The following is a 19,755-nucleotide window of genomic DNA, read 5'->3' as shown; positions in this document are numbered from 1 at the left end:
GCGAAAGCGATCGCGCCTCATCATCGCGGCGATCGGCGCCGGGCATGACCGATCCGCTCGAACGCTATAACGCCAAGCGCGATTTCGCGAAGACGGCCGAGCCGGCCGGAACGCTGGAGCCCGGGCATGGCAACAGCTTCATCGTGCAGAAGCATGACGCGACGCGGCTGCACTGGGACTTCCGGCTGGAGGTCGACGGGGTGCTCAAGAGCTGGGCGGTGACGCGGGGGCCGAGCCTCGATCCCGACGAGAAGCGGCTCGCGGTGCGCACCGAGGACCATCCGCTCTCCTATGCCACGTTCGAGGGGACGATCCCCAAGGGCGAATATGGCGGCGGCACGGTGATGCTGTGGGACCGCGGCACCTGGGCGCCGGTGGCCGGCAAATCGGCCAAGGACATCGAGAAAGGCCATCTGCACTTCACGCTCGACGGCGAGCGGATGAAGGGCGAGTGGCTGCTGATCCGGCTGAAGCCGCGCGCCAAGGAGACGCGCGAGAACTGGCTGCTGCGCAAGATCGACGACGCCTATGCCGGCGGCACCGACACGCTGGTCGAGGAGGCGCTGACCAGCGTCGCGACCGGCCGGACGATGGCGGAGATCGCCGAGGGCAAGCCGGCGCGCACGCCCTCCCCCGCCAAGGCGGCGAAGGCGGTACAGCCGAAGACATCCGCCAAACCGGCCCAACCGGCCCAACCGGCCAAGCCGGCGAAGCCGGCCAAGCGGCGCGGCGGCAAGGGCGCCCCGCTCCCCGCCTTCCGCGAACCGCAGCTCTGTACCCTGGTCGACGCCGTCCCGGCCGGCACCGGCTGGCTGCACGAGGTGAAATATGACGGCTATCGCGCGCTCGTCGCGGTCGCGGGCGGCACGGCGAAGGTCTATACCCGCAGCGGGCTCGACTGGACCGACAAGTTTGCCGCGATCGCCACGGCGGCGGCCGAGCTGCCGGTCGACAGCGCGCTGGTCGATGGCGAGATCGTCGCGTTCAAGGACGGCCGGCCCGATTTCTCGACGCTGAAGGATGCCATCTCCACCGCCGGCGACATGACGCTGTTCGCCTTCGATCTGCTCGAACTCGACGGCGAGGATCTGACCGCGCTGACCACGGTGGAGCGCAAGGACCGGCTGCGCGCGATCCTCAGCGACGGCCCGCGGCTGCAATTCGCCGACCACGTGCTCGGCTCGGGCGAGGCGCTGTTCACGGCAATGTGCAAGGAGGGGCTTGAAGGCGTCGTCTCCAAACGCGCCGACGCGCCCTATGCCGGCAAGCGCAACCGGACGTGGCTGAAGGCGAAATGCACGCGGCGGCAGGAGTTCGTCATCGTCGGCTGGACGCCGTCCGACAAGAAGCGCGGGTTCAAGTCGCTGCTGCTCGGCGTGCATGAGGACGGCGGCTTCCGCTACGCCGGCAAGGTCGGCACCGGCTTCGACCAGGCGCGGATGGACGAACTGGCCGAGCGGCTGGCGGCGCTCGCCACCGAGGCGCCGCCGGTCGATGCGGCGAGCATCAAGCCGTTCAAGGCGGCGCTGCGCGGCGCAAAATGGGTGAAGCCCGAACTGGTCGCGGAAATCGCCTATGCGGAGGTGACGCCGGACAAGGTGCTGCGCCATTCGAGCTTCCTCGGCCTGCGCGGCGACAAGGCGGCGGAGGATGTGGTGGCGGAGGTGCCCCAGCCCGCCCCCGCCGCGCCCGAAGTGCATATCACGGTGAGCAGCCGCGACCGGGTGATCTTTCCGGAGAGCAACGTCACCAAGGGCGAGCTTGCCGATTATTATGCCAAACTGGCGCCGATCATGCTGCCCTGGGCCGGCCGCCGGCCGGTCAGCCTCGTCCGGTGCCCGCAGGGGCGGGCGCGCGCGTGCTTCTTCCAGAAGCATGACGCCGGCAGCTTCGGCGACACCGTGCACCATGTCGACGTCACCGAGAAGGACGGCTCGGTGCAGCCCTATCTCTATGTCGACGATGCCGACGGGCTGGTCGCCTGCGTCCAGATGGGGACGATCGAGTTCCACGGCTGGGGATCGCGGATCGAGGATATCGAGAAGCCCGACCGGCTGGTGATCGACCTCGACCCCGACGAGGGGCTCGACTTCGCCGACACCAAGCGCGCGGCGGAGCATGTCAGCGCGCAGCTGGCGGAACTGGGGCTGGTCAGCTTTCCGTTGCTGTCGGGCGGCAAGGGCGTGCACGTCGTCGTGCCGCTGACCCCCCAGGCGGAATGGCCGGCGGTGAAGGACTTCGCCGACCGCTTCGCCCGCGCGTTGGCGGCGGCGGAGCCCGACCGCTACGTCGCGGTGATGACCAAGGCCAAGCGCAAGGGCAAGATCTTCATCGACTATCTGCGCAACCAGCGCGGCAGCACCGCGATCATGCCCTATTCGGCGCGGGCGCGCGCCGGCGCGCCGGTGGCGGCGCCGGTATCGTGGACCGAGCTGCGCGACATCGACACCGCGGCACGCTGGGGCGTGCGCGACGCGGACGAGCTGCTGCAACGCGCGACCTCGCGGGCGCTGGCCGGCTGGGGCGTGGCGGATCAGGTGCTGCCGGATTTGTGAGGGGCGAACGCTCTACCTGCCGCGGCACCCCTCTCCCGTTCGTGCCGAACGTGTCGAATCACGGTGGGACTCACCTGCCCTTCGACCGGCTCCGGGCGAACGGGGGACGTGAATCAGACGGCGGAGGTCAGCGGCGCGACATCGACGCTGACTGCCATGTTCTGCGCCTGCGATCCCAGCACCACGCCGTCGACCGGCGCGATCTCGGCATAGTCGCGCCCGACCGCCATGACGATATGATCGCCCGCCATCCAGATGCCGTTGGTGGGATCGAGCCCGACCCAGCCGTGCACCGGCCCGCACCATAGCAGCACCCAGGCGTGCGTCGCATCCGCGCCGACCAGCCGCGGCTGGCCCGCCGGCGGGATGGTGCGGATATAGCCGCTGGCATAGGCCGCGGGCAGACCGGCGGCGCGCAGCCCGGTGATCATGACCTGCGCGAAATCCTGGCAGACGCCCTTGCGCTTGAGGAACGCCTCGTGCGGCGGGGTGTCGACCAACGTCGCGGTCGCGTCGAAGGTGAAATCGTCCTGGATGCGGCGGGCGAGCGCGATGCCCGCCTCCAGCGCGCCGCGCGCCGGATCGAGATCGCTCGCGCAATAGGCCGCGATCGCATGGTCGAGCGGGATCAGCGGCGACGGGAACAGGTAATTGGCGGGGCTTGCCGCCGACAGGTCGCGGCTGGCGCGGGCGAGCGCGGCGACCTCGCCCAGCGTCGGGTCGTCCGGCGCGGGCACCGGCACCAGCCGGTCGACGCGCATCCGCGAGCGGCTCTCGATCGTCAGGCTGCGCACCGGCGTGTCGATCACCAGCCGGGTGACATTGGCGAGCCCCGCCTCGGCGCGCGCCGCGCTGAGCCGGCCGACCGGCTCGACGGTCAGCGCATAATCCTCGAGGCTCTGCCCCGGCCAGTCGATCGGCTTCAGCCGCAGGTTGCAGCGCGCGAACTTGACGTTGCCGCCATAGTCGAAGCGCGTGATGTGGCGGATATCGTAGAGCATTTCACCGATCATGCCGTTTCCCTTCGGCCGGCTTGGGTCGGTCGTTTGCTCCGCCCTCCCCGTCACCCCGGACTGGTTCCGGGGTCCACCGGGCCGCAAGCGCGCGCGCGCGCCTCAAGCCTTTCTCCTCGCCGGGGAGTGGACCCCGGAACCAGTCCGGGGTGACGATGTGAGGGTGGACGGGTTCCGAACCCCACCCGCCATGATCCAGCGTGCGGATCATGCCAGCGTCAGCCCGCCTTCGCGCAGCGGCTCGGCGCCTTGCAGGAAATAGCGGCGCGCGACGCTTTCGGACAAGTGCGCCAGCCGCCGCTCGATGTCGCCGAGCACGTCGGGTTCCAGCGTCGCCGCGGTGGTCATCGCCAGCGCCGCGGCGAGGCTGCGGCCGTGCGCCTGCTGCGGCTCGGGCATGCCGTCGTCGCTGAGCACCGGCAGGTCGCGCAGCCGCTCGTTGATCCGCTCCGCCTGATAGGCGAGGCTGCGCGGATTGCCCGGATCGAGCGCGACGAGATCGACGACGGGAACGCGCGCGATGCCGGTCAGGTAACGCTGGCGATAGCTGATCTGGCTGTCGGCGAGGTCGAGCAGCGTCGACAGATCGTCGGCGGTCGCGCCGGGCATGCCGAACAGGCGCAGCGCGCGCGTCATCGCCATCGCCCGCTCGACGCGGCGGCCGAGATCGTGGAACCGCCACGATGCGGTGCGCCCCATATGCTCCGCCGACAGGCCGGCGATCGCGACATAGCGGCGCTGGAGCGAGCCGGCGCGGTCGAGCATGCCGCGGTGCATCGGGAACGGCGCTTCGAGCAGCCGCACCATGTCGGCCGACAGCCGGTCGCGCGAGCCTTCGCCGATGCCGCGGGCGAGGCGATTGATCGTCGCCACCGAATGCCAGCCCTCGTCCTCCATCGCGATCCGCGCGAAGGCGGTGAGATCGGTGCGGCGCAGCGAGGCGGGGTGCGGCGCCGCGCCACCGCCGGCAATGAGGCCGACGAGCTTGCCGACCGTCGCCGACGACAGCGCCGCGCCACCATCGGCGTCGATCGAATTGCCGAGCATGACGCGGATCGCGGCGAGCAGCGCCTCACCGCGTTCGAGATAGCGGCCGAGCCAGTAGAAATTGTCCGCGACGCGGCTCGGCAGCGTGCCGGGGTTGCGGCGGACGTGGTGCGAATCGGGCGCGGGGAGCAGCGACACCGGCTCGACCGTGTCGGCGCCGTGGATGCAGACGTCGGCGGACCAGGTCCCCTCGCCCAGCACGCTCGCGCGCGCGTCGGTCGTCTCGCCGATGCGGGCAAAGCCGCCGGGCAGCACCGTCCACTCGCCATTGCCGTCGCGCGCGGCGAAGACGCGCAGCGTGAACGGCCGCGGCACGAGCTGGTCGCCGATCACCACGGGCATGGTCGACAGGCGCACGATCTCCTGCCCGACATAATCCTGCGGCCGGCGCGTCATATCGGCCAGCAGCGCGGCGCGCTGGCCCGCGTCAAGCTCGCCGCCGGGGATGGTGCGGCCGCCCGGCAGGCCGAGCGGCACCGGCCCGAACGCCGAGCCGATCAGCATCCGGTCGAGATCCTCCTCGACATGCGCGCGCTCGGACGGCTGGCCGCACCACCAGGTGGCGATATTGGGCAGGTGCAGGCTTTCGCCGCACAGCCGCGTCGCCAATTGCGGCAGGAAGGCGCCGAATGCCGGCGCTTCGAGCACGCCCGCACCGGGGGCGTTGGAGAGCACGACATTGCCCGCGGCATAGGCATCGATCAGCCCCGGCACGCCGATCTGCGAATGCGAATCGAACGCCAGCGGATCGAGCATGCGCGGATCGACCCGCCGCCACAGCGCATCCACCCGCTTGAGCCCGGCGATGGTGCGGACATAGAGCTGGTTCTCGAGCGCGGCGAGGTCGGCGCCCTCGACCAGCAGCAGGCCGAGATAGCGGGCGAGATGGGCCTGTTCGGGATAGCTCGGGTTGAACCGGCCGGGCGTCATCAGGCCGATGCGCGGGTCGCTGCGCCGGCACATCGCGGCGATGCCGGCGCGGAAGGCGGCGAAGAAGGGCGCGTGGCGCTGGACGTTGATCCGCGCCTGCAGGCCGCCGAGCGTGCGGCTGACCGCGAGCCGGTTCTCCAGCGCATAGCCCGCGCCGGCCGGCGCGCGCAGGTGATCGGCGAGCACGCGCCATTCGCCGGTCGGGCCGCGGCCCAGGTCGATCGCGATGAAATGCAGATGGCGGCCGCCCGGCGGCTCCAGCCCGACCATCGGCCGCAGGAAATAGGGGCTGCCGGTGACCAGGGCGGCGGGGATCAGGCCGCGCTCGACCAGCCGGGCGGGACCGTAGAGATCGGCGATCACCGTCTCCATCAGCGCGGCGCGCTGGGTAACGCCGCGGACGATCTGCGCCCATTCGGCGGCCTCGATCAGCAGCGGCACCGGCGATACCGGCCAGGGCCGCTCGTCCGCCTCGCCGATGATGCGGAAGCCCATGCCGATGTCGGCGGCGTGGCGCTGGACGCGCTCGCGGACATGGTCGAGATCGTCGGAGGCGACGGTGGCGAGTTCCTCGAACATCGCCGCCCAGGCGGGATCGTCGCTGCCGCACAGCACGTCGCCCGCGTTGGTGCGGGCGCAATACTCGGCGATCCAGCGCCGCGCCTGCATCGCGGCATCCAAGGGCGCAGCCTGCGTCGCCATAAGCTTAGCGTGTCACCTTCTCGTCGCCCGCCGCCACCGTCTACGCTTGCGCGGCGCGGCGCAACCCATAACCGATCGCGCGGGCGGATCGACCGGTCAGAGGCTGGCGCGCGGTCGCCGCCGTGGCGGCGCGTCCGACTGGCGGCGGATCAGCGTATAGTCGAGCACCTGGTGGCGCGGCGCATCGCCACCGCGCTGGCGGCGGATGGTGCCGACCAGCAGCGCGACCGCGGCGCGCGCCATGTCGGCGATCGGCTGGTGGATGGTGGTCAGCTCGGGCCAGATCGCGGTCGAGAGCGTGGTATCGTCGAAGCCGCAGACGGTGAGGTCGCCCGGCACGTCGAGGCCGCGGCGGTGCGCCACCGCGACCGTCGCCGCCGCCATGTCGTCGTTGGACGAGAAGATCGCGGTCGGCGGATCGGCGAGGCCGAGCAGCTGCTCGGCGGCGTCGAGGCCGGACAGATAGGTGAACAGCCCCTCGACGATCAGCGCCGGATCGACCGCGATCCCCGCCTCGGCGAGGGCCTCGTGATAGCCTTCCAGGCGCTGGTCGCTGGCGGACAGGTTGGGATTGCCCTTGATGAAGCCGATGCGGCGATGGCCGAGGTCCATGATATGGCGCATCATCGTCACCGCCGCGGCGCGATCGTCGATGCGGATCGCCATCTGGCGCTCGGCCGGGCGGCCGGTGGCGACGGTGACGCTCGGGACGTTCGCGGCGTCGAGCAGCGCGAGCAGCGCCGGCGCCTCGCACAGCGGCGGCGGCAGGATGATGCCGTCGATGCCGCCGTCGATCAGATGCTGCGCCACTTCCAGCTCGTGGTCGCCGAGATCGCATTTCTCGGCGATGATCTGCACGTCGCTGCGGCTCGCCTGGTCGAGGCTGCCGAGCAGGAACTCGCTCAGGAACCCCGCGCCGGGATTGCTGTAGAGCAGGCCGACCCGCGAGGGACCCGCGCCTGCCAGGCTGCGCGCGGCCGGATTGGGCGCGTAGTTGAGCGCGGAGATCGCATCATTGACCCGCTCGCGGGTCGCGGGCCGGACGTTGCTTTCGCCGTTGATCACGCGCGAGACGGTCATCGGCGAGACGCCGGCGCGTCGGGCGACGTCGCTGATCGTCGGCGCGGAGCCCGCCCGGCGGGAGGAGCGAGGAGGAAGAGCGGAGGGAAGGGTCATGACGCGCGCGAGGCAATCCGTTGGGTAGGAACCGCAGGCATGGACGCAAGCGGCAGGAGGGGCAAGAGTTTCGCCAGGATCGGCGGCATCGGTGCGGAACCGCACCTGGTCATCGTCAAGTTACCACGTGCATCCGCAAGATCCCGCGAACACGAGCACGGCCACCTGCACGCCGGATCACTCGATAAGTTACCTATATGGAAGAATGAGTTAACGATGAATTCCCGGCGATGCAGTCGTTGGTCGACGCCGCCGCACCTCCAGCATTGCCTTATGTCCGGCACAAGCGCCGGGCGGGGTGCGGCCCGGCGTCAGACGGTCAGCACGATCTTGCCGACATGGTCGCCCTCTTCCATGCGGGCATGCGCGGCGGCGGCTTCGGCGAGCGGGAAGACACGGTCAATGATCGGGCGCAGCCGGCCCGCCTCGACATGCGGCCAGACGGTGCGGCCGATCTCGTCGGCAACGAGCGACTTGAACGCCGTGTCGCGCGGCCGCAGCGTCGAACCGGTCAGCGTCAGCCGGCGACGCATGATCTCGAACAGCGGAACCGTTGCCTGCGCGCCGCCCTGCACGGCGATCGACACGTGGCGGCCATCGTCGGCGAGGCATCGCAGATTGCGCGGCACATAGTCGCCACCAACCATGTCGATGACTGCGGTGACGCCCTTGCCGTCGGTGATCGCCAGCACGCGCTCGACGAAATCCTCCGTCTTGTAGTTGATCGCATGGGTCGCGCCCAGTTCGAGCGCACGCGCGCGTTTCGCGTCCGAGCCGGCGGTGACGATGATCGTCAGGCCGAAGATATTCGCGAGCGCGATCGCCATCGTACCGATCCCGCTGGTCCCGCCGTGCAGCAGCACGCTGTCGCCCTCGGTGGCGAAGGCGCGCTCGAACAGATTGGTCCACACGGTGAACAGCGTCTCGGGGATCGCCGCCGCCTCGACCATCTCGAGTCCGTCCGGCACCGGCAGGCACTGACCGGCGGGGGCGACGGCATATTGCGCATAGCCGCCGCCGGCGAGCAGCGCACAGACGCGCTGGCCGAGCAGCGCCGCATCGACATCGGCGCCGAGCGCGACGACCGTGCCCGCGATCTCCAGCCCGGGGATCGACGGCGCGCCCGGCGGCGGCGGGTATCCGCCCTTGCGCTGGAGCACGTCGGGGCGGTTGACGCCGGCGGCGGCGACTCGGATCAGCACCTCGCCCGCGGCGGGCTGCGGCACCGGCCGCTCGACCAGCCGCAGCACCTCGGGGCCGCCCGGCGATTCCGGGTCGATCGCCTGCATCGTCTCGGGCACTTGGCTCATCCGGTCGCATCCTGTCCGTATCTCGCCCGTCCGCCAGGGAACGGGCTGTTCGGCCTTATTGACATCGTGCGGGCGGGGGTCAACGTTACGTGATGATGGAATCGGACGACGCCCCGTCGCGTCCCAATGACGCGTTGACCGAGCTGCTGCGGCAGGATCTCGACCCCCTGTCGGTTGCGGAGCTCGACGCCCGCCTAGTCTTGCTGGAGGGCGAGATCCTGCGCACCAGGCTGGCACGCGAGCGATCGGTTAACCACCGTGCAACCGCCGACGCACTATTCCGGCGATGATCCGACGTCGCATGGGATGGGCCGCATGCCCGCTGCCGACCGTGCGACGTCAAGTGCTTGATGCGGGCGTCCGCGATACCGACATGGTTGGAAAGGACGCGGCGACCCACCGCGATCCGACTGGAGTAATCTGAATGCCATCCTTCGCCCCCGCGCTCGAGACCACGCTGCACAAGGCGCTCGAAGCCGCGTCTTCGCGTCGGCACGAATATGCGACGCTCGAACATCTGCTGCTCGCCCTGATCGGTGACGAACATGCCTCCAAGGTCATGGAGGCGTGCCATGTCGAACTCGGCGATCTCAAGACCACCGTTGCCCATTATCTCGACACCGAGCTGGATGCGCTCAAGGTCGATGCCGCGACCGATCCGTCGCCGACCAGCGGCTTCCAGCGCGTCGTGCAGCGCGCCATCCTCCACGTCCAGTCGTCGGGCCGCGACGAGGTGACCGGTGCCAACGTGCTCGTCGCCCTGTTCAGCGAGCGCGAGAGCTATGCCGTCTATTTCCTGCAGCAGCAGGACATGAGCCGCCTCGATGCCGTGAGCTTCATCAGCCACGGCGTTGGCAAGGGGACCGGCGCCGCCGAAGCCACGACGCCCAAGGGCGTCGAGGAGGACAAGCCCGCCAAGGGACAGGAGAAGGGCAAGACGGAAAGCGCACTCAAGCAATTCACCGTCGACCTCAACGAGAAGGCGAAGATCGGCAAGGTCGATCCGCTGATCGGGCGCGGGCCGGAGGTGGATCGCACGATCCAGATCCTGTGCCGCCGGTCGAAGAACAACCCGCTCTATGTCGGCGATCCCGGCGTCGGCAAGACCGCGATCGCGGAAGGCCTGGCGCGCAAGATCGTCGAGGGCGAGGTGCCCGACGTGCTCAGCGAGGCGGTGATCTACAGCCTCGACATGGGCGCATTGCTCGCCGGCACCCGCTATCGCGGCGACTTCGAGGAGCGGCTGAAGGCGGTCGTCAACGAACTCGAGAAGCTGCCGCACGCGGTGCTGTTCATCGACGAGATCCACACCGTGATCGGCGCCGGCGCGACCAGCGGCGGCGCGATGGACGCGTCCAACCTGCTGAAACCCGCGCTGTCGGGCGGCACGATCCGCTGCATCGGATCGACCACCTACAAGGAGTTCCGCAACCACTTCGAGAAGGACCGCGCGCTGCTGCGGCGATTCCAGAAGATCGACGTCAACGAGCCGACGATCGAGGATACGATCAAGATCCTCGCCGGCCTGCGCTCGGCGTTCGAGGAGCATCATTCGGTCAAATACACGCCCGATGCGATCAAGTCGGCGGTGGAGCTGAGCGCGCGCTACATCAACGACCGCAAGCTGCCCGACAAGGCGATCGACGTGATCGACGAGGTCGGCGCGATGCAGATGCTGGTGCCGCCGGGCAAGCGCAAGAAGACGATCACCGCCAAGGAGATCGAACAGGTGATCGCGACGATGGCGCGCATCCCGCCGAAGTCGGTGTCGACCGACGACAAGGCGGCGCTGGAAAGTCTCGAAACCGACCTGAAGCGCGTCGTCTTCGGCCAGAACAGTGCGATCGAGAAGCTCGCCAGCGCGATCAAGCTCGCTCGCGCCGGCCTGCGCGAACCGGAAAAGCCGATCGGCAACTATCTGTTCACCGGCCCCACGGGCGTCGGCAAGACCGAGGTCGCCAAGCAATTGTCGTCGATCCTGGGCATCCCGCTCCAGCGCTTCGACATGAGCGAATATATGGAGCGGCATTCGGTCAGCCGGCTGATCGGTGCGCCCCCCGGCTATGTCGGCTTCGACCAGGGCGGCCTGCTGACCGATGCGGTCGACCAGAATCCGCATTGCGTGCTGCTGCTCGACGAGATCGAGAAGGCGCATCCCGATCTGTTCAACATCCTGTTGCAGGTCATGGATAACGGGCGTCTCACCGATCAGCACGGCAAGTCGGTCGACTTCCGCAACGTCATCCTGATCATGACGACCAATGCCGGCGCGTCCGACATGGCGCGCGAGACGGTCGGCTTCGGCAACCTCACCCGCGAGGGCGAGGACGAGCAGGCGGTGCAGAAGATGTTCACGCCGGAGTTCCGCAACCGGCTCGATGCGATCGTGCCGTTCGGTTACCTGCCGACCGAAGTGGTCGCGCGGGTGGTGGACAAGTTCATCCTCCAGCTCGAACTCCAGCTCGCCGATCGCAACGTCCACATCAACCTGGACGATGCGGCGAAGAGCTGGCTGACCGAAAAGGGCTATGACAAGCTGTACGGCGCCCGCCCGATGGGCCGCCTGATCCAGGAGAAGATCAAGCAGCCGCTCGCCGAGGAACTGCTGTTCGGCAAACTGGTCCATGGCGGTGAGGTGACGGTGCGGATGAAGGACGGCGCGCTGTCCTTCGCAATCGAACCGGCGGCGCCGAAGAAGCCGAAGAAGAAGGGCAAGGCCGAACCGGTCGACGCCAAGTAAGCGTCTCTCGGAGAGGACAGAACAGGCCGGACTGGCGACAGTCCGGCCTTTTTCATGCCGAGGGGGTGCGACGTACGTAGCGCCGGATCGGCCTGTGCGCGAACCGGCACGACGCGCCGTGACCCCGGGCGGCGCGATCCCTGCATTGGCGAGCCGCCAAGCGGCGTTAGGCACGTGCCTCCACCGCGCGCAACGCCGCCACGGCGATCCGCGTCGGCGTGGTCAGATCAGCGGGCAGCGCATCGAGCGCGAACCATCCCGGCCCCTCGTGCTTGCCCGGCTCGCAATTGCGTGGCGTTCCGGTGAAGTCCCGCACACGATAGACCGGCGCGACCCAGTGCGTGCCCGCGTCCCGGTCGATCTGGTCGACCCAGCATAGCCAGTCGGCGCCGCCGACGGTGATGCCGAGCTCTTCGGCCACCTCGCGCCGCATGGCCGCTTCGGCGGTCTCGAACAGGTCGATCTTGCCGCCGGCGAGTCCCCAACATCCCGCCTCGGGCGGGGTCAGCCGACGCAGCAGCAGGATGCGGCCGTCGACCATGATCGCGGCGCCGCAGCCAACGCGTGGTTCCGACATCGCCTGCATATCTCGCCCTCCTCGACCCCCTGCGGCTCTGCCGCGGGACGATCGCCCGATCAACGTCCTGACGCATCGTTAACCATTGATTTGCACTCGGCGGCTAGGCCGCGGCCATGTCGAACGCGCCCGCAACACGATGGATTCTCACCGTTGTCTTGCTGATCGTGGCGGCGCTTGCCGGTGCACCCGCTGCCGCCGCAGTGCGCGTGCCGCTGCGCACGTGCATCCTCCCCGCCGACTCGCGGGCGACTGACCAGATGGCCGCGGCGCTGTTCCGCCAGCCCTATCGATTCGACTGCGTCCGCCGGCAGACCTCTTATAGGCCCGGCGATTTCTGGGTGCTGTCGCAACCCCTGCCCCTGACCGGCGAGGCGGCGTTGCAGGTACGCCAGGCGAGCCTGTGGCAGACCCGCGCGACGCTCTACATACGCTATGCCGATGGCGCGATCCGCCATACCGGCTTCACCAGCGCCAATGCCGGCCGGCATCTGCGGCTCGGCGCGATCATCCAATTGCCGCTGCCGCGACATGCCGCAGCGCCGGTGCAGTTGCTCTGGCATGTCGAGGGCGCGCTCAACCGGCGCGGCGTCCTGGTCGGGCCGACGCTGGTCGATCGCGACAGCGCCGCCGCCGCCGACCTAACGATGGCGGCGCTCTATGCCGGGTTCGCCGGCATGTGCCTGGCGCTGCTCGTCTACAATCTCGCCTTGTGGGCGGCGCTGCGGCAGGCGTTCCAGCCGGCCTATTGCCTGATGGTGCTGTGCCTGCTCGGTTATGCCCTCAGCTCGTCGGGGCTGCTCGGCCAGATCACCGGGATCGACAACAACGATCGCCAGCGGATCAATTTCGTGCTGCTCGCCGGCTCCGCCGCGGCGGCGCTGGTGTTCGCGCGCGCCTTCTTCGAGCGGCGCGTCTTCGACGGCTGGCTGCGCCCGTACAGCAGCGCGGTCATCGCCTTCGTGCTGCTCGCCGCCGGCGCCTATGCGCTGCTCACCCCGCATTTCGCCGTGATCACCGACGCGATCAGCACGTCGAGCTATCTCTTCGTCATCACGCTGCTCGCGCCGATCCTGATCCGTGCCTATCGGCGGCGCAGCAACTATCTGTGGCTGTTCGGGCTTGCCTGGGGCGCGCCGGTGGTGCTCGGCAGCGTCCGCATCCTCGCCGCGTTCAACGTCTTCGCCTGGCAGGTGTGGATCGACAATTCGACGCTGCTGGCGATGGCGCTGGAGGCGGCGCTGTCGTCGCTCGGCGTCGCCTACCGTATCCGGCTGCTCAGCCTGGAGCGGGACGCCGCGCGCGAGCAGGAGATCGCCGCGCGCCTGCTCGCCGCGACCGACCCGCTGACCGGCCTGCTCAACCGGCGCGCCTTCCTCGACGGCGCGATCGGCCGCGACGCCGAGCATCAGCTGATCCTCGTCGACATCGACCATTTCAAGCGGATCAACGAAACCATCGGGCACGACGGCGGCGACGAGGTGCTGCGCGTGATCGCGCGCGCGCTGCGCACCGCCGCCACGCCGGAGGCGCTGGTCGCGCGGATCGGCGGCGAGGAATTCGCGATGCTGGTCCCGGTCGACAGGCCGCTCGACGCGCGCGCGGTGCTGGACCGGCTGCGCATGGAGCGGATGCCGTTCGATCTGGTCGTCACCGCGAGCATCGGCACCTGCATCGGCACGCTGCGTCGCGAGACCGACTGGAAGGCGATGTACCGCTGCGCCGACCGCGCGCTGTTCGCCGCCAAGGCGGCAGGGCGCGACCGCGTCCGCCATGGCGCCGCCCTCGCGCAGGCGGCGTGATCCGCGGCGGCGGGCGCTGGCGGGAAGCGCCGGTTTCTGCTAGGCTTTCCCCACTGGGAGGAGAGCGCGCGATGAGGGACCGTCGGACACTGGCCGTGGCAGGTCTGGCGCTGGTCGCGCTGGTCGCGGTGCGCCACCCGACGCCGGATATCCGGCTGCTCACCCACGATATCGGCGATCCGCGCCCGCACCGCATCCAGGCGGCGATCGACCTGGGGCTGGTCGGCGTGTCCGTCCTCTATACCTGGACCGCGCCGCGCGGCTGAGCCGATCGGGACCGCCGGCGTGGCCCGACGCACCGCGAACGCGCCGCGCGCTTGCGCCCGCTCCGGCGCTGCCGCATAGCGAGACCATGGATAATCCTATCGAAAGCCTGTCGTTCGAGGACGCGCTCAAGGAGCTGGAACGCATCGTCGGCCGGCTGGAAAGCGGTGAGGCGACGCTGGACGAATCGATCCAGCTCTACGAACGCGGTGACCGGTTGCGGCAGCGCTGCGCCGAACGGCTCGACGCCGCCCAGGCGCGGATCGAGGCGATCCGCCTCGACGCCGAGGGCAAGGCGACGGCGACGCGCCCCTTTGCCGCAGGCTGAGCGCGTGGCGACGACGCTTGGCGCGGCGCTGGCGAGCGTGTCCGAGGACATCGACGCCCGGTTCGACCGGCTGCTGGCCATCCCCGACGACCCACGCGCCGATCTGTATCGCGCGATGCGCCACGCCGCGATCGGCGGCGGCAAGCGGCTGCGCCCGCTGCTGCTCTGCGCGACCGCCGACCTGTTCGGCGTCGACCGCGACTGTTCGGGCGACGTCGCGATGGCGGTGGAGGCGATCCACGTCTATTCGCTGATCCACGACGATCTGCCGGCGATGGATGACGACGACGTGCGTCGCGGCAAGCCGACGGTGCACAAGGCCTATGACGAGGCGACCGCGATCCTCGCCGGCGACTGCCTGCATGCGCTGGCGTTCGAGATCCTCGCCGATCCCAAGACGCATCCCGATCCCTTCGTCCGCGCCGAGCTGGTGATGGAACTCGCGCGCGCCTCCGGGCCGAGCGGCATGGCCGGCGGGCAGATGATGGATCTGGTCGCCGAACGCTCGCGCTTCGATCTCGCCACCGTCACGCGGCTGCAGCAGATGAAGACCGGCGCGCTGATCTCGGTCTCGGTGGAGATGGGTGCGATCCTCGGCCATGTGCCGCCGGAGGGGCGGCGCAGCCTGCGCGGCTATGCGCACGATCTCGGCCTCGCCTTCCAGATCGCCGACGACCTACTCGACGCCGAGGGCGACGAGGCGGTGGTCGGCAAGGCGCTGCGCAAGGACGGCGAGGCGGGCAAGGAGACCTTCCTGTCGCTGCTTGGCGTCGATCGCGCGCGCGAGCAATGCCGGATGCTGGTCGATCAGGCGGTGCAGCATCTCCACGCCTTCGGCACCGAGGCGGACGTGCTGCGTGAGGTCGCGCGCTACGTCGTCGAACGCGACCGCTAAGGGGGAATACAGTGGCAGAGCGGATCGGCGTCTATCCCGGCACCTTCGACCCCATCACGTTGGGGCATATGGACATCATCCGGCGCGGCGCGAAGCTGGTCGACCGGCTGGTGATCGGCGTCACCACCAACCCGTCCAAGTCGCCGATGTTCTCGGTCGAGGAGCGGATGGCGATTGTCCGCCGCGAGGTCGCGGACATCGGCGGCACGGTGGAGGTCGTCGCCTTCGATTCGCTGCTGATGGACTTCGCCGAGCGCGAGGGCGCCAAGGTCATCATCCGCGGCCTGCGCGCCGTCGCCGATTTCGAATACGAATATCAGATGGCCGGCATGAACCAGCAGATCAATCCGCGCGTCGAAACCGTCTTTCTGATGGCCGACGTCGCGCTGCAACCGATCGCCAGCCGGCTGGTCAAGGAAATCGCGCTGTTCGGCGGACCGATCGGCAAGTTCGTCACCCCCGCGGTGTGCCAGGAAGTGGTCGCGCGGGTCGGGGTGCTGGGCCGCAAGGGCAGCTGAGCGGTCGCGGGTCCTCCCCCGCGAAGGGGGCGACGATTCCGAAGGCCGCGTGCAAGCGGGCGCTGCGCCGTTCGCCCGTGCTCCGTGGCGGTCGATCCGCTGCCGCCACGTTCAGTTTGGTGCAATCCGGATTTTGTTCTAAGTCGCCGCCACCACCGAGGTTGGATATTCCATGCGCCCGTTCGCCCGTCTGTTTGCGTTTCTTCTCTGCCTGTTTGCCCTGCCTGCCGTCGTGGCGGCCGCTGCCGCGCAGACCGCGCCCGGTGGTGTCGCCGAGCGGGCGACGCCGCCCGCGACCACCGACAAGGAGAATCTCTGGCTGCTCGACCTGTCGAACGGCGGCCGGGTGACGATCTGGCTGCGTCCCGACGTCGCGCCGAAGATGGTCGAGCGGGTCAAGACGCTGACCCGGCAGGGCTTCTACAACGGGCTGCTGTTTCACCGCGTGATCGACGGCTTCATGGCGCAGGGCGGCGATCCCAAGGGTGACGGCACCGGCGGTTCGACGCTGCCCAACGTGCCGGCCGAGTTCAACTATCTGCCGCACGTCCGCGGCGCGGTATCGGCCGCGCGCGCCGATGACGAGAACAGCGCCAACAGCCAGTTCTTCATCGTCTTCCAGCCGCGGCTCAGCCTCGACAAGAAGTACACGGTGTTCGGCCGGGTGATCGACGGGATGCAATATGTCGACGCGATCGAGCGTGGCGAGCCGCCCGCCAACCCGACCCGCATCACCCGCGCCTATATCGCCGCCGACAATCCGCCGCCTTATACGCCGGCCCCCGCCGCCGCGCCGGTGACGCTCGGCGCGCCGGTGACGCTGCCCGGCATCGGCCCGGCCGGCGCCGCCGCGCCCAAGCGTGCGCCCGCCAAGGCTGCGCCTGCCCGCAAGTGAGGGTCGACCTTTTCGACTTCGATCTGCCGGCGGAACGGATCGCGCTGCGCCCGGCGGTGCCGCGCGACGCGGCGCGGCTGCTCGTCCTCGACGGCGACGCGACGCGCGACCTGACCGTCGGCGGCCTGCCCGGCCAGTTGCGCGCCGGCGACTGCCTGGTCTTCAACGACACGCGCGTCATCCCGGCGCAGCTCGAAGGACGCCGCGGCGATGCGGCGATCGGCGCCACGCTGCACAAGCGCGAGGGCCCGCGCCGCTGGCGCGCCTTCATCCGCAACGCCAAGCGGCTGCGCAACGGCGATACGATCGATTTCGGCGCCGGCGTGGCCGCGCGTGCCTCCGACCGCGGCGAGGACGGCAGCTTCGCGCTCGACTTCGCCGGTGACGAGCCGGTCGAGCTGCTGCTCGAGCGCGCCGGCCGGATGCCGCTGCCGCCCTATATCGCCGCCAAGCGCCCGACCGATGCGCAGGACGCGACCGATTACCAGACGATGTTCGCCGCCGAGCCCGGCGCGGTCGCCGCACCCACCGCGGCGCTGCACTTCACCCCGGCGCTGATCGACGCGCTGGCGTCGGCGGGGATCGCGCACGAGACGCTGACGCTGCACGTCGGCGCGGGCACCTTCCTGCCGGTCAAGGCGGAGGATACCGCGGATCATCGCATGCATGCCGAATGGGGCCGGATCGACGCCGCCACCGCCGACCGGCTCAACGCGGTGCGCGCCAACGGCGGCCGGGTGATCGCGGTCGGCACCACCTCGCTGCGCCTGATCGAGAGCGCCGCCGGCGAGGATGGCGTGATCGCGCCCTTCGAAGGCGACACGGCGATCTTCATCACCCCCGGCTATGCCTTTCGCGGGATCGACGGGCTCGTCACCAACTTCCACTTGCCCAAATCGACGCTGTTCATGCTGGTATCGGCGCTGATGGGGCGGGAGCGGATGCAGGCGGCCTATGCGCATGCGATCGCGACGGGTTACCGCTTCTACAGCTATGGCGATGCATCGCTGTTGCTGCCGGTGCGCGCGTGATGCTGCTTGCGCTGCTGCTCCAGGCCGCGGTGCCGGTGGTGCCTGCCGCCGCCATACCGGGCCAGCCGCCGGCGACCTTCGTCGTCGAGCCGGTCGGCATGGCGATCGCCGGGTTCGACAGCGACGGTGACGGCCGCACCAGCCGCAGCGAGCTGGACGCGGGCGTGCGGCGCAGCTTTGCGGCGAGCGACAGCACGCATGCCGGGGCGCTGGGCTATATCGCCTTCGCCGATTGGGCGGAACGCTGGCTCGGCGACCGCAATGCGCTGCCGAGCCCGTTCGAGGTCGACGGCGACGGCGACAATCGCATCACGCTCGCCGAATTGCAGGCGGCGTTCGCGCGCCTCTTCACGCGGTTCGACGTCGACAAGGACGGGTCCGTCACCCGCAAGGAATTGCTGACGATCCGTGCGATGGCCGGGCGGACGATGGGGCTGCCGGGCAAGCGCAAGCGCTAGGGGGATCGGGATCGGTTCAAAGTCCTCCCCCGTTGGGATGGGGCTATCGCACATGAACGTCTGTTTGAGCCGGTCGCCTTCCAGCCCTACCCCGTCACCCCGGACTCGTTCCGGGGTCCACTCTGCGGCGGGGAGAAGGGCGTGATGGGACACCATTCTCTTGCGGCTGGGTGGACCCCGGAACAAGTCCGGGGTGACGGGTGGGCTGGGAAGACGAGCGGCCCGCGCGAGCGTTCATAGGCGATCACCCTGCCCTCGCCGGGTAGGAATCTCGTTGCAATGCCGAACGTCGATCCCGCTTCGGCGGAACCCGCTCGCGGTTCGGGCCAAGCGCATGCTCGACACCGCCGGTCCGCTTCGCCAAAGCGTTACGATCATGTCCCCGCGCTTTGCCTTCACCATCGCCGCCACCGACGGCCGCGCCCGCACCGGCTCCATCCAGATGCAGCGCGGCACGATCCGCACCCCCGCCTTCATGCCGGTCGGCACCGCCGGGACGGTCAAGGCGATGAAGCCGGCCGATGTCGCGGCATCCGGCGCCGACATCATCCTCGGCAACACCTATCACCTGATGCTGCGCCCCGGCGCGGAGCGGGTCGCGCGGCTCGGCGGGCTGCACGCCTTCATGGGCTGGGAGCGGCCGATCCTCACCGATTCGGGCGGCTATCAGGTGATGAGCCTCGCCGACCTCACCAAGCGCTCGGAAGAGGGCGTGTCGTTCAAGTCGCACCTCGACGGCACCCGCCACCTGCTCAGCCCGGAACGGTCGATCGAGATCCAGCGGCTACTCGGCTCCAACATCGTCATGGCGTTCGACGAGCTGGTGCCGACCACCTCGACCCGCGAGGTGCAGGCGGCGGCGATGGAGCGGTCGATGCGCTGGGCCCGGCGCAGCCGCGCCGCCTTCGACGCGGGCGGCGCGCACGGCGCCAACAATGCGATCTTCGGCATCCAGCAAGGCGCACTCGACGAAGGCTTTCGCAAGGCGTCGGCGGATGCGCTGGTCGATATCGGCTTCGACGGCTATGCGGTCGGCGGCCTCGCCGTCGGCGAAGGGCAGGAGGCGATGTTCGGCTGCCTTGACTTCGCGCCGGGCCAATTGCCCGCGGACAAGCCGCGCTACCTGATGGGCGTCGGCAAGCCCGACGATATCGTCGGCGCGGTGGAGCGCGGCATCGACATGTTCGACTGCGTGATGCCGACCCGCTCGGGCCGGACCGGGCAGGCGTTCACCCGCGACGGGCCGATCAACCTGCGCAACGCTAGGTTCGCCGAGGATCAGGGGCCGCTCGACCCGGCATGCGGCTGCCCGGCCTGCGCGACGTGGAGCCGTGCCTATATCCATCATCTCGTCCGTTCCGGCGAGATCCTTGGCGCAATGCTGATGACCGAACATAACATCTGGTTCTACGAAAGCTTGATGGCGGACCTGCGCCGCGCCATTGCAGCCAAGGAACTGACCCCGTTCGCGAATGCGTTCCGCGCGCGTTACCAGCGGGGCAAGGGAGAGTGAG

General features: G+C 69.5%; 17 protein-coding genes. 12 read left to right on the top strand and 5 right to left on the bottom strand.

From position 1 onward, the window contains the following. The first annotated feature begins 44 nt into the window (after window positions 1–44). On the top strand, window positions 45–2,555 hold the full coding sequence (gene ligD, locus HD841_RS17100) for a DNA ligase D (RefSeq protein ID WP_179510104.1): 2,511 nt from the start codon (window positions 45–47) through the stop codon (window positions 2,553–2,555). A gap of 113 nt (window positions 2,556–2,668) precedes the next feature. Here ligD and HD841_RS17095 read toward each other — a convergent pair whose 3' ends face one another. The 4 genes from HD841_RS17095 to HD841_RS17080 form a co-directional block, all read right to left on the bottom strand. Then, window positions 2,669–3,556, bottom strand: a complete 888-nt coding sequence (locus HD841_RS17095) for a transglutaminase family protein (protein WP_179510181.1) — start codon at window positions 3,554–3,556, stop codon at window positions 2,669–2,671. A 219-nt stretch (window positions 3,557–3,775) separates the two neighbouring features. Next, complete coding sequence (locus HD841_RS17090; protein WP_179510103.1) at window positions 3,776–6,247, bottom strand: circularly permuted type 2 ATP-grasp protein; 2,472 nt, start codon at window positions 6,245–6,247, stop codon at window positions 3,776–3,778. Between the two features lie 96 nt (window positions 6,248–6,343). Beyond that, window positions 6,344–7,423: a LacI family DNA-binding transcriptional regulator gene (locus tag HD841_RS17085; protein ID WP_179510102.1), complete on the bottom strand. Its 1,080-nt coding sequence runs from the start codon at window positions 7,421–7,423 to the stop codon at window positions 6,344–6,346. 311 nt (window positions 7,424–7,734) lie between these two features. After that, window positions 7,735–8,733, bottom strand: a complete 999-nt coding sequence (locus HD841_RS17080) for an NAD(P)H-quinone oxidoreductase (protein WP_179510101.1) — start codon at window positions 8,731–8,733, stop codon at window positions 7,735–7,737. A 92-nt stretch (window positions 8,734–8,825) separates the two neighbouring features. Here HD841_RS17080 and HD841_RS17075 point away from each other — a divergent pair, with 92 nt between their 5' ends. Together HD841_RS17075 and clpA are read left to right on the top strand one after the other, a co-directional pair. Continuing rightward, on the top strand, window positions 8,826–9,023 hold the full coding sequence (locus tag HD841_RS17075) for a DUF1192 domain-containing protein (RefSeq protein WP_179510100.1): 198 nt from the start codon (window positions 8,826–8,828) through the stop codon (window positions 9,021–9,023). 134 nt (window positions 9,024–9,157) lie between these two features. Continuing rightward, window positions 9,158–11,473 carry an ATP-dependent Clp protease ATP-binding subunit ClpA gene (gene clpA / locus HD841_RS17070; RefSeq protein WP_179510099.1) on the top strand — a complete coding sequence of 772 codons (2,316 nt, stop codon included), beginning with the start codon at window positions 9,158–9,160 and terminating at the stop codon, window positions 11,471–11,473. Window positions 11,474–11,639: 166 nt separating this feature from the next. Here the strand turns inward: clpA and HD841_RS17065 are convergent, their stop codons facing one another. After that, complete coding sequence (locus tag HD841_RS17065) at window positions 11,640–12,059, bottom strand: NUDIX hydrolase (RefSeq protein WP_179510098.1); 420 nt, start codon at window positions 12,057–12,059, stop codon at window positions 11,640–11,642. 107 nt (window positions 12,060–12,166) lie between these two features. Here HD841_RS17065 and HD841_RS17060 point away from each other — a divergent pair, with 107 nt between their 5' ends. The 9 genes from HD841_RS17060 (at window position 12,167) to tgt (ending at window position 19,754) form a co-directional block, all read left to right on the top strand. Beyond that, on the top strand, window positions 12,167–13,852 hold the full coding sequence (locus HD841_RS17060; protein ID WP_179510097.1) for a GGDEF domain-containing protein: 1,686 nt from the start codon (window positions 12,167–12,169) through the stop codon (window positions 13,850–13,852). A gap of 71 nt (window positions 13,853–13,923) precedes the next feature. Beyond that, window positions 13,924–14,118, top strand: coding sequence for a hypothetical protein (locus HD841_RS17055; RefSeq protein ID WP_179510096.1), 195 nt, complete (start codon window positions 13,924–13,926; stop codon window positions 14,116–14,118). Window positions 14,119–14,204: 86 nt separating this feature from the next. After that, window positions 14,205–14,444 carry an exodeoxyribonuclease VII small subunit gene (locus tag HD841_RS17050; protein ID WP_038665424.1) on the top strand — a complete coding sequence of 80 codons (240 nt, stop codon included), beginning with the start codon at window positions 14,205–14,207 and terminating at the stop codon, window positions 14,442–14,444. 4 nt (window positions 14,445–14,448) lie between these two features. After that, window positions 14,449–15,339, top strand: a complete 891-nt coding sequence (locus HD841_RS17045) for a polyprenyl synthetase family protein (RefSeq protein WP_179510095.1) — start codon at window positions 14,449–14,451, stop codon at window positions 15,337–15,339. An 11-nt stretch (window positions 15,340–15,350) separates the two neighbouring features. After that, entirely contained in the window at window positions 15,351–15,857 is a 507-nt protein-coding gene (gene coaD, locus HD841_RS17040; RefSeq protein WP_179510094.1) for a pantetheine-phosphate adenylyltransferase, read from the top strand. 172 nt (window positions 15,858–16,029) lie between these two features. Beyond that, complete coding sequence (locus HD841_RS17035; protein ID WP_179510093.1) at window positions 16,030–16,752, top strand: peptidylprolyl isomerase; 723 nt, start codon at window positions 16,030–16,032, stop codon at window positions 16,750–16,752. Continuing rightward, window positions 16,749–17,783: a tRNA preQ1(34) S-adenosylmethionine ribosyltransferase-isomerase QueA gene (queA, locus tag HD841_RS17030; protein WP_179510092.1), complete on the top strand. Its 1,035-nt coding sequence runs from the start codon at window positions 16,749–16,751 to the stop codon at window positions 17,781–17,783. The genes HD841_RS17035 and queA overlap by 4 nt, the downstream gene beginning before the upstream one ends. Then, entirely contained in the window at window positions 17,783–18,241 is a 459-nt protein-coding gene (locus tag HD841_RS17025) for an EF-hand domain-containing protein (protein WP_179510091.1), read from the top strand. The genes queA and HD841_RS17025 overlap by 1 nt, the downstream gene beginning before the upstream one ends. A gap of 376 nt (window positions 18,242–18,617) precedes the next feature. Beyond that, window positions 18,618–19,754: a tRNA guanosine(34) transglycosylase Tgt gene (gene tgt, locus HD841_RS17020; protein WP_179510090.1), complete on the top strand. Its 1,137-nt coding sequence runs from the start codon at window positions 18,618–18,620 to the stop codon at window positions 19,752–19,754. Window position 19,755: the final 1 nt, after the last annotated feature.

The sequence above is a fragment of the Sphingomonas melonis genome (genome assembly GCF_013409985.1).
Classification (GTDB): Bacteria; Pseudomonadota; Alphaproteobacteria; order Sphingomonadales; family Sphingomonadaceae; genus Sphingomonas; species Sphingomonas melonis_A.
Note: the sequence above shows the minus strand (reverse complement) of the source record. Positions and strands in the feature narration are given on the sequence as shown.

Excerpts from the sequence above, each read along its gene's own strand:
- HD841_RS17060 (WP_179510097.1), top strand. The coding sequence starts at position 12,167 with ATGTCGAACGCGCCCGCAACACGATGGATTCTCACCGTTGTCTTGCTG.
- HD841_RS17080 (WP_179510101.1), bottom strand. The coding sequence starts at position 8,733 with ATGAGCCAAGTGCCCGAGACGATGCAGGCGATCGACCCGGAATCGCCG.
- HD841_RS17095 (WP_179510181.1), bottom strand. The coding sequence starts at position 3,556 with ATGCTCTACGATATCCGCCACATCACGCGCTTCGACTATGGCGGCAAC.
- clpA (WP_179510099.1), top strand. The coding sequence starts at position 9,158 with ATGCCATCCTTCGCCCCCGCGCTCGAGACCACGCTGCACAAGGCGCTC.
- HD841_RS17075 (WP_179510100.1), top strand. The coding sequence starts at position 8,826 with ATGATGGAATCGGACGACGCCCCGTCGCGTCCCAATGACGCGTTGACC.
- HD841_RS17065 (WP_179510098.1), bottom strand. The coding sequence starts at position 12,059 with ATGCAGGCGATGTCGGAACCACGCGTTGGCTGCGGCGCCGCGATCATG.
- HD841_RS17050 (WP_038665424.1), top strand. The coding sequence starts at position 14,205 with ATGGATAATCCTATCGAAAGCCTGTCGTTCGAGGACGCGCTCAAGGAG.
- HD841_RS17090 (WP_179510103.1), bottom strand. The coding sequence starts at position 6,247 with ATGGCGACGCAGGCTGCGCCCTTGGATGCCGCGATGCAGGCGCGGCGC.
- HD841_RS17025 (WP_179510091.1), top strand. The coding sequence starts at position 17,783 with ATGCTGCTTGCGCTGCTGCTCCAGGCCGCGGTGCCGGTGGTGCCTGCC.
- HD841_RS17035 (WP_179510093.1), top strand. The coding sequence starts at position 16,030 with ATGCGCCCGTTCGCCCGTCTGTTTGCGTTTCTTCTCTGCCTGTTTGCC.
- ligD (WP_179510104.1), top strand. The coding sequence starts at position 45 with ATGACCGATCCGCTCGAACGCTATAACGCCAAGCGCGATTTCGCGAAG.
- HD841_RS17055 (WP_179510096.1), top strand. The coding sequence starts at position 13,924 with ATGAGGGACCGTCGGACACTGGCCGTGGCAGGTCTGGCGCTGGTCGCG.
- HD841_RS17085 (WP_179510102.1), bottom strand. The coding sequence starts at position 7,423 with ATGACCCTTCCCTCCGCTCTTCCTCCTCGCTCCTCCCGCCGGGCGGGC.
- tgt (WP_179510090.1), top strand. The coding sequence starts at position 18,618 with ATGTCCCCGCGCTTTGCCTTCACCATCGCCGCCACCGACGGCCGCGCC.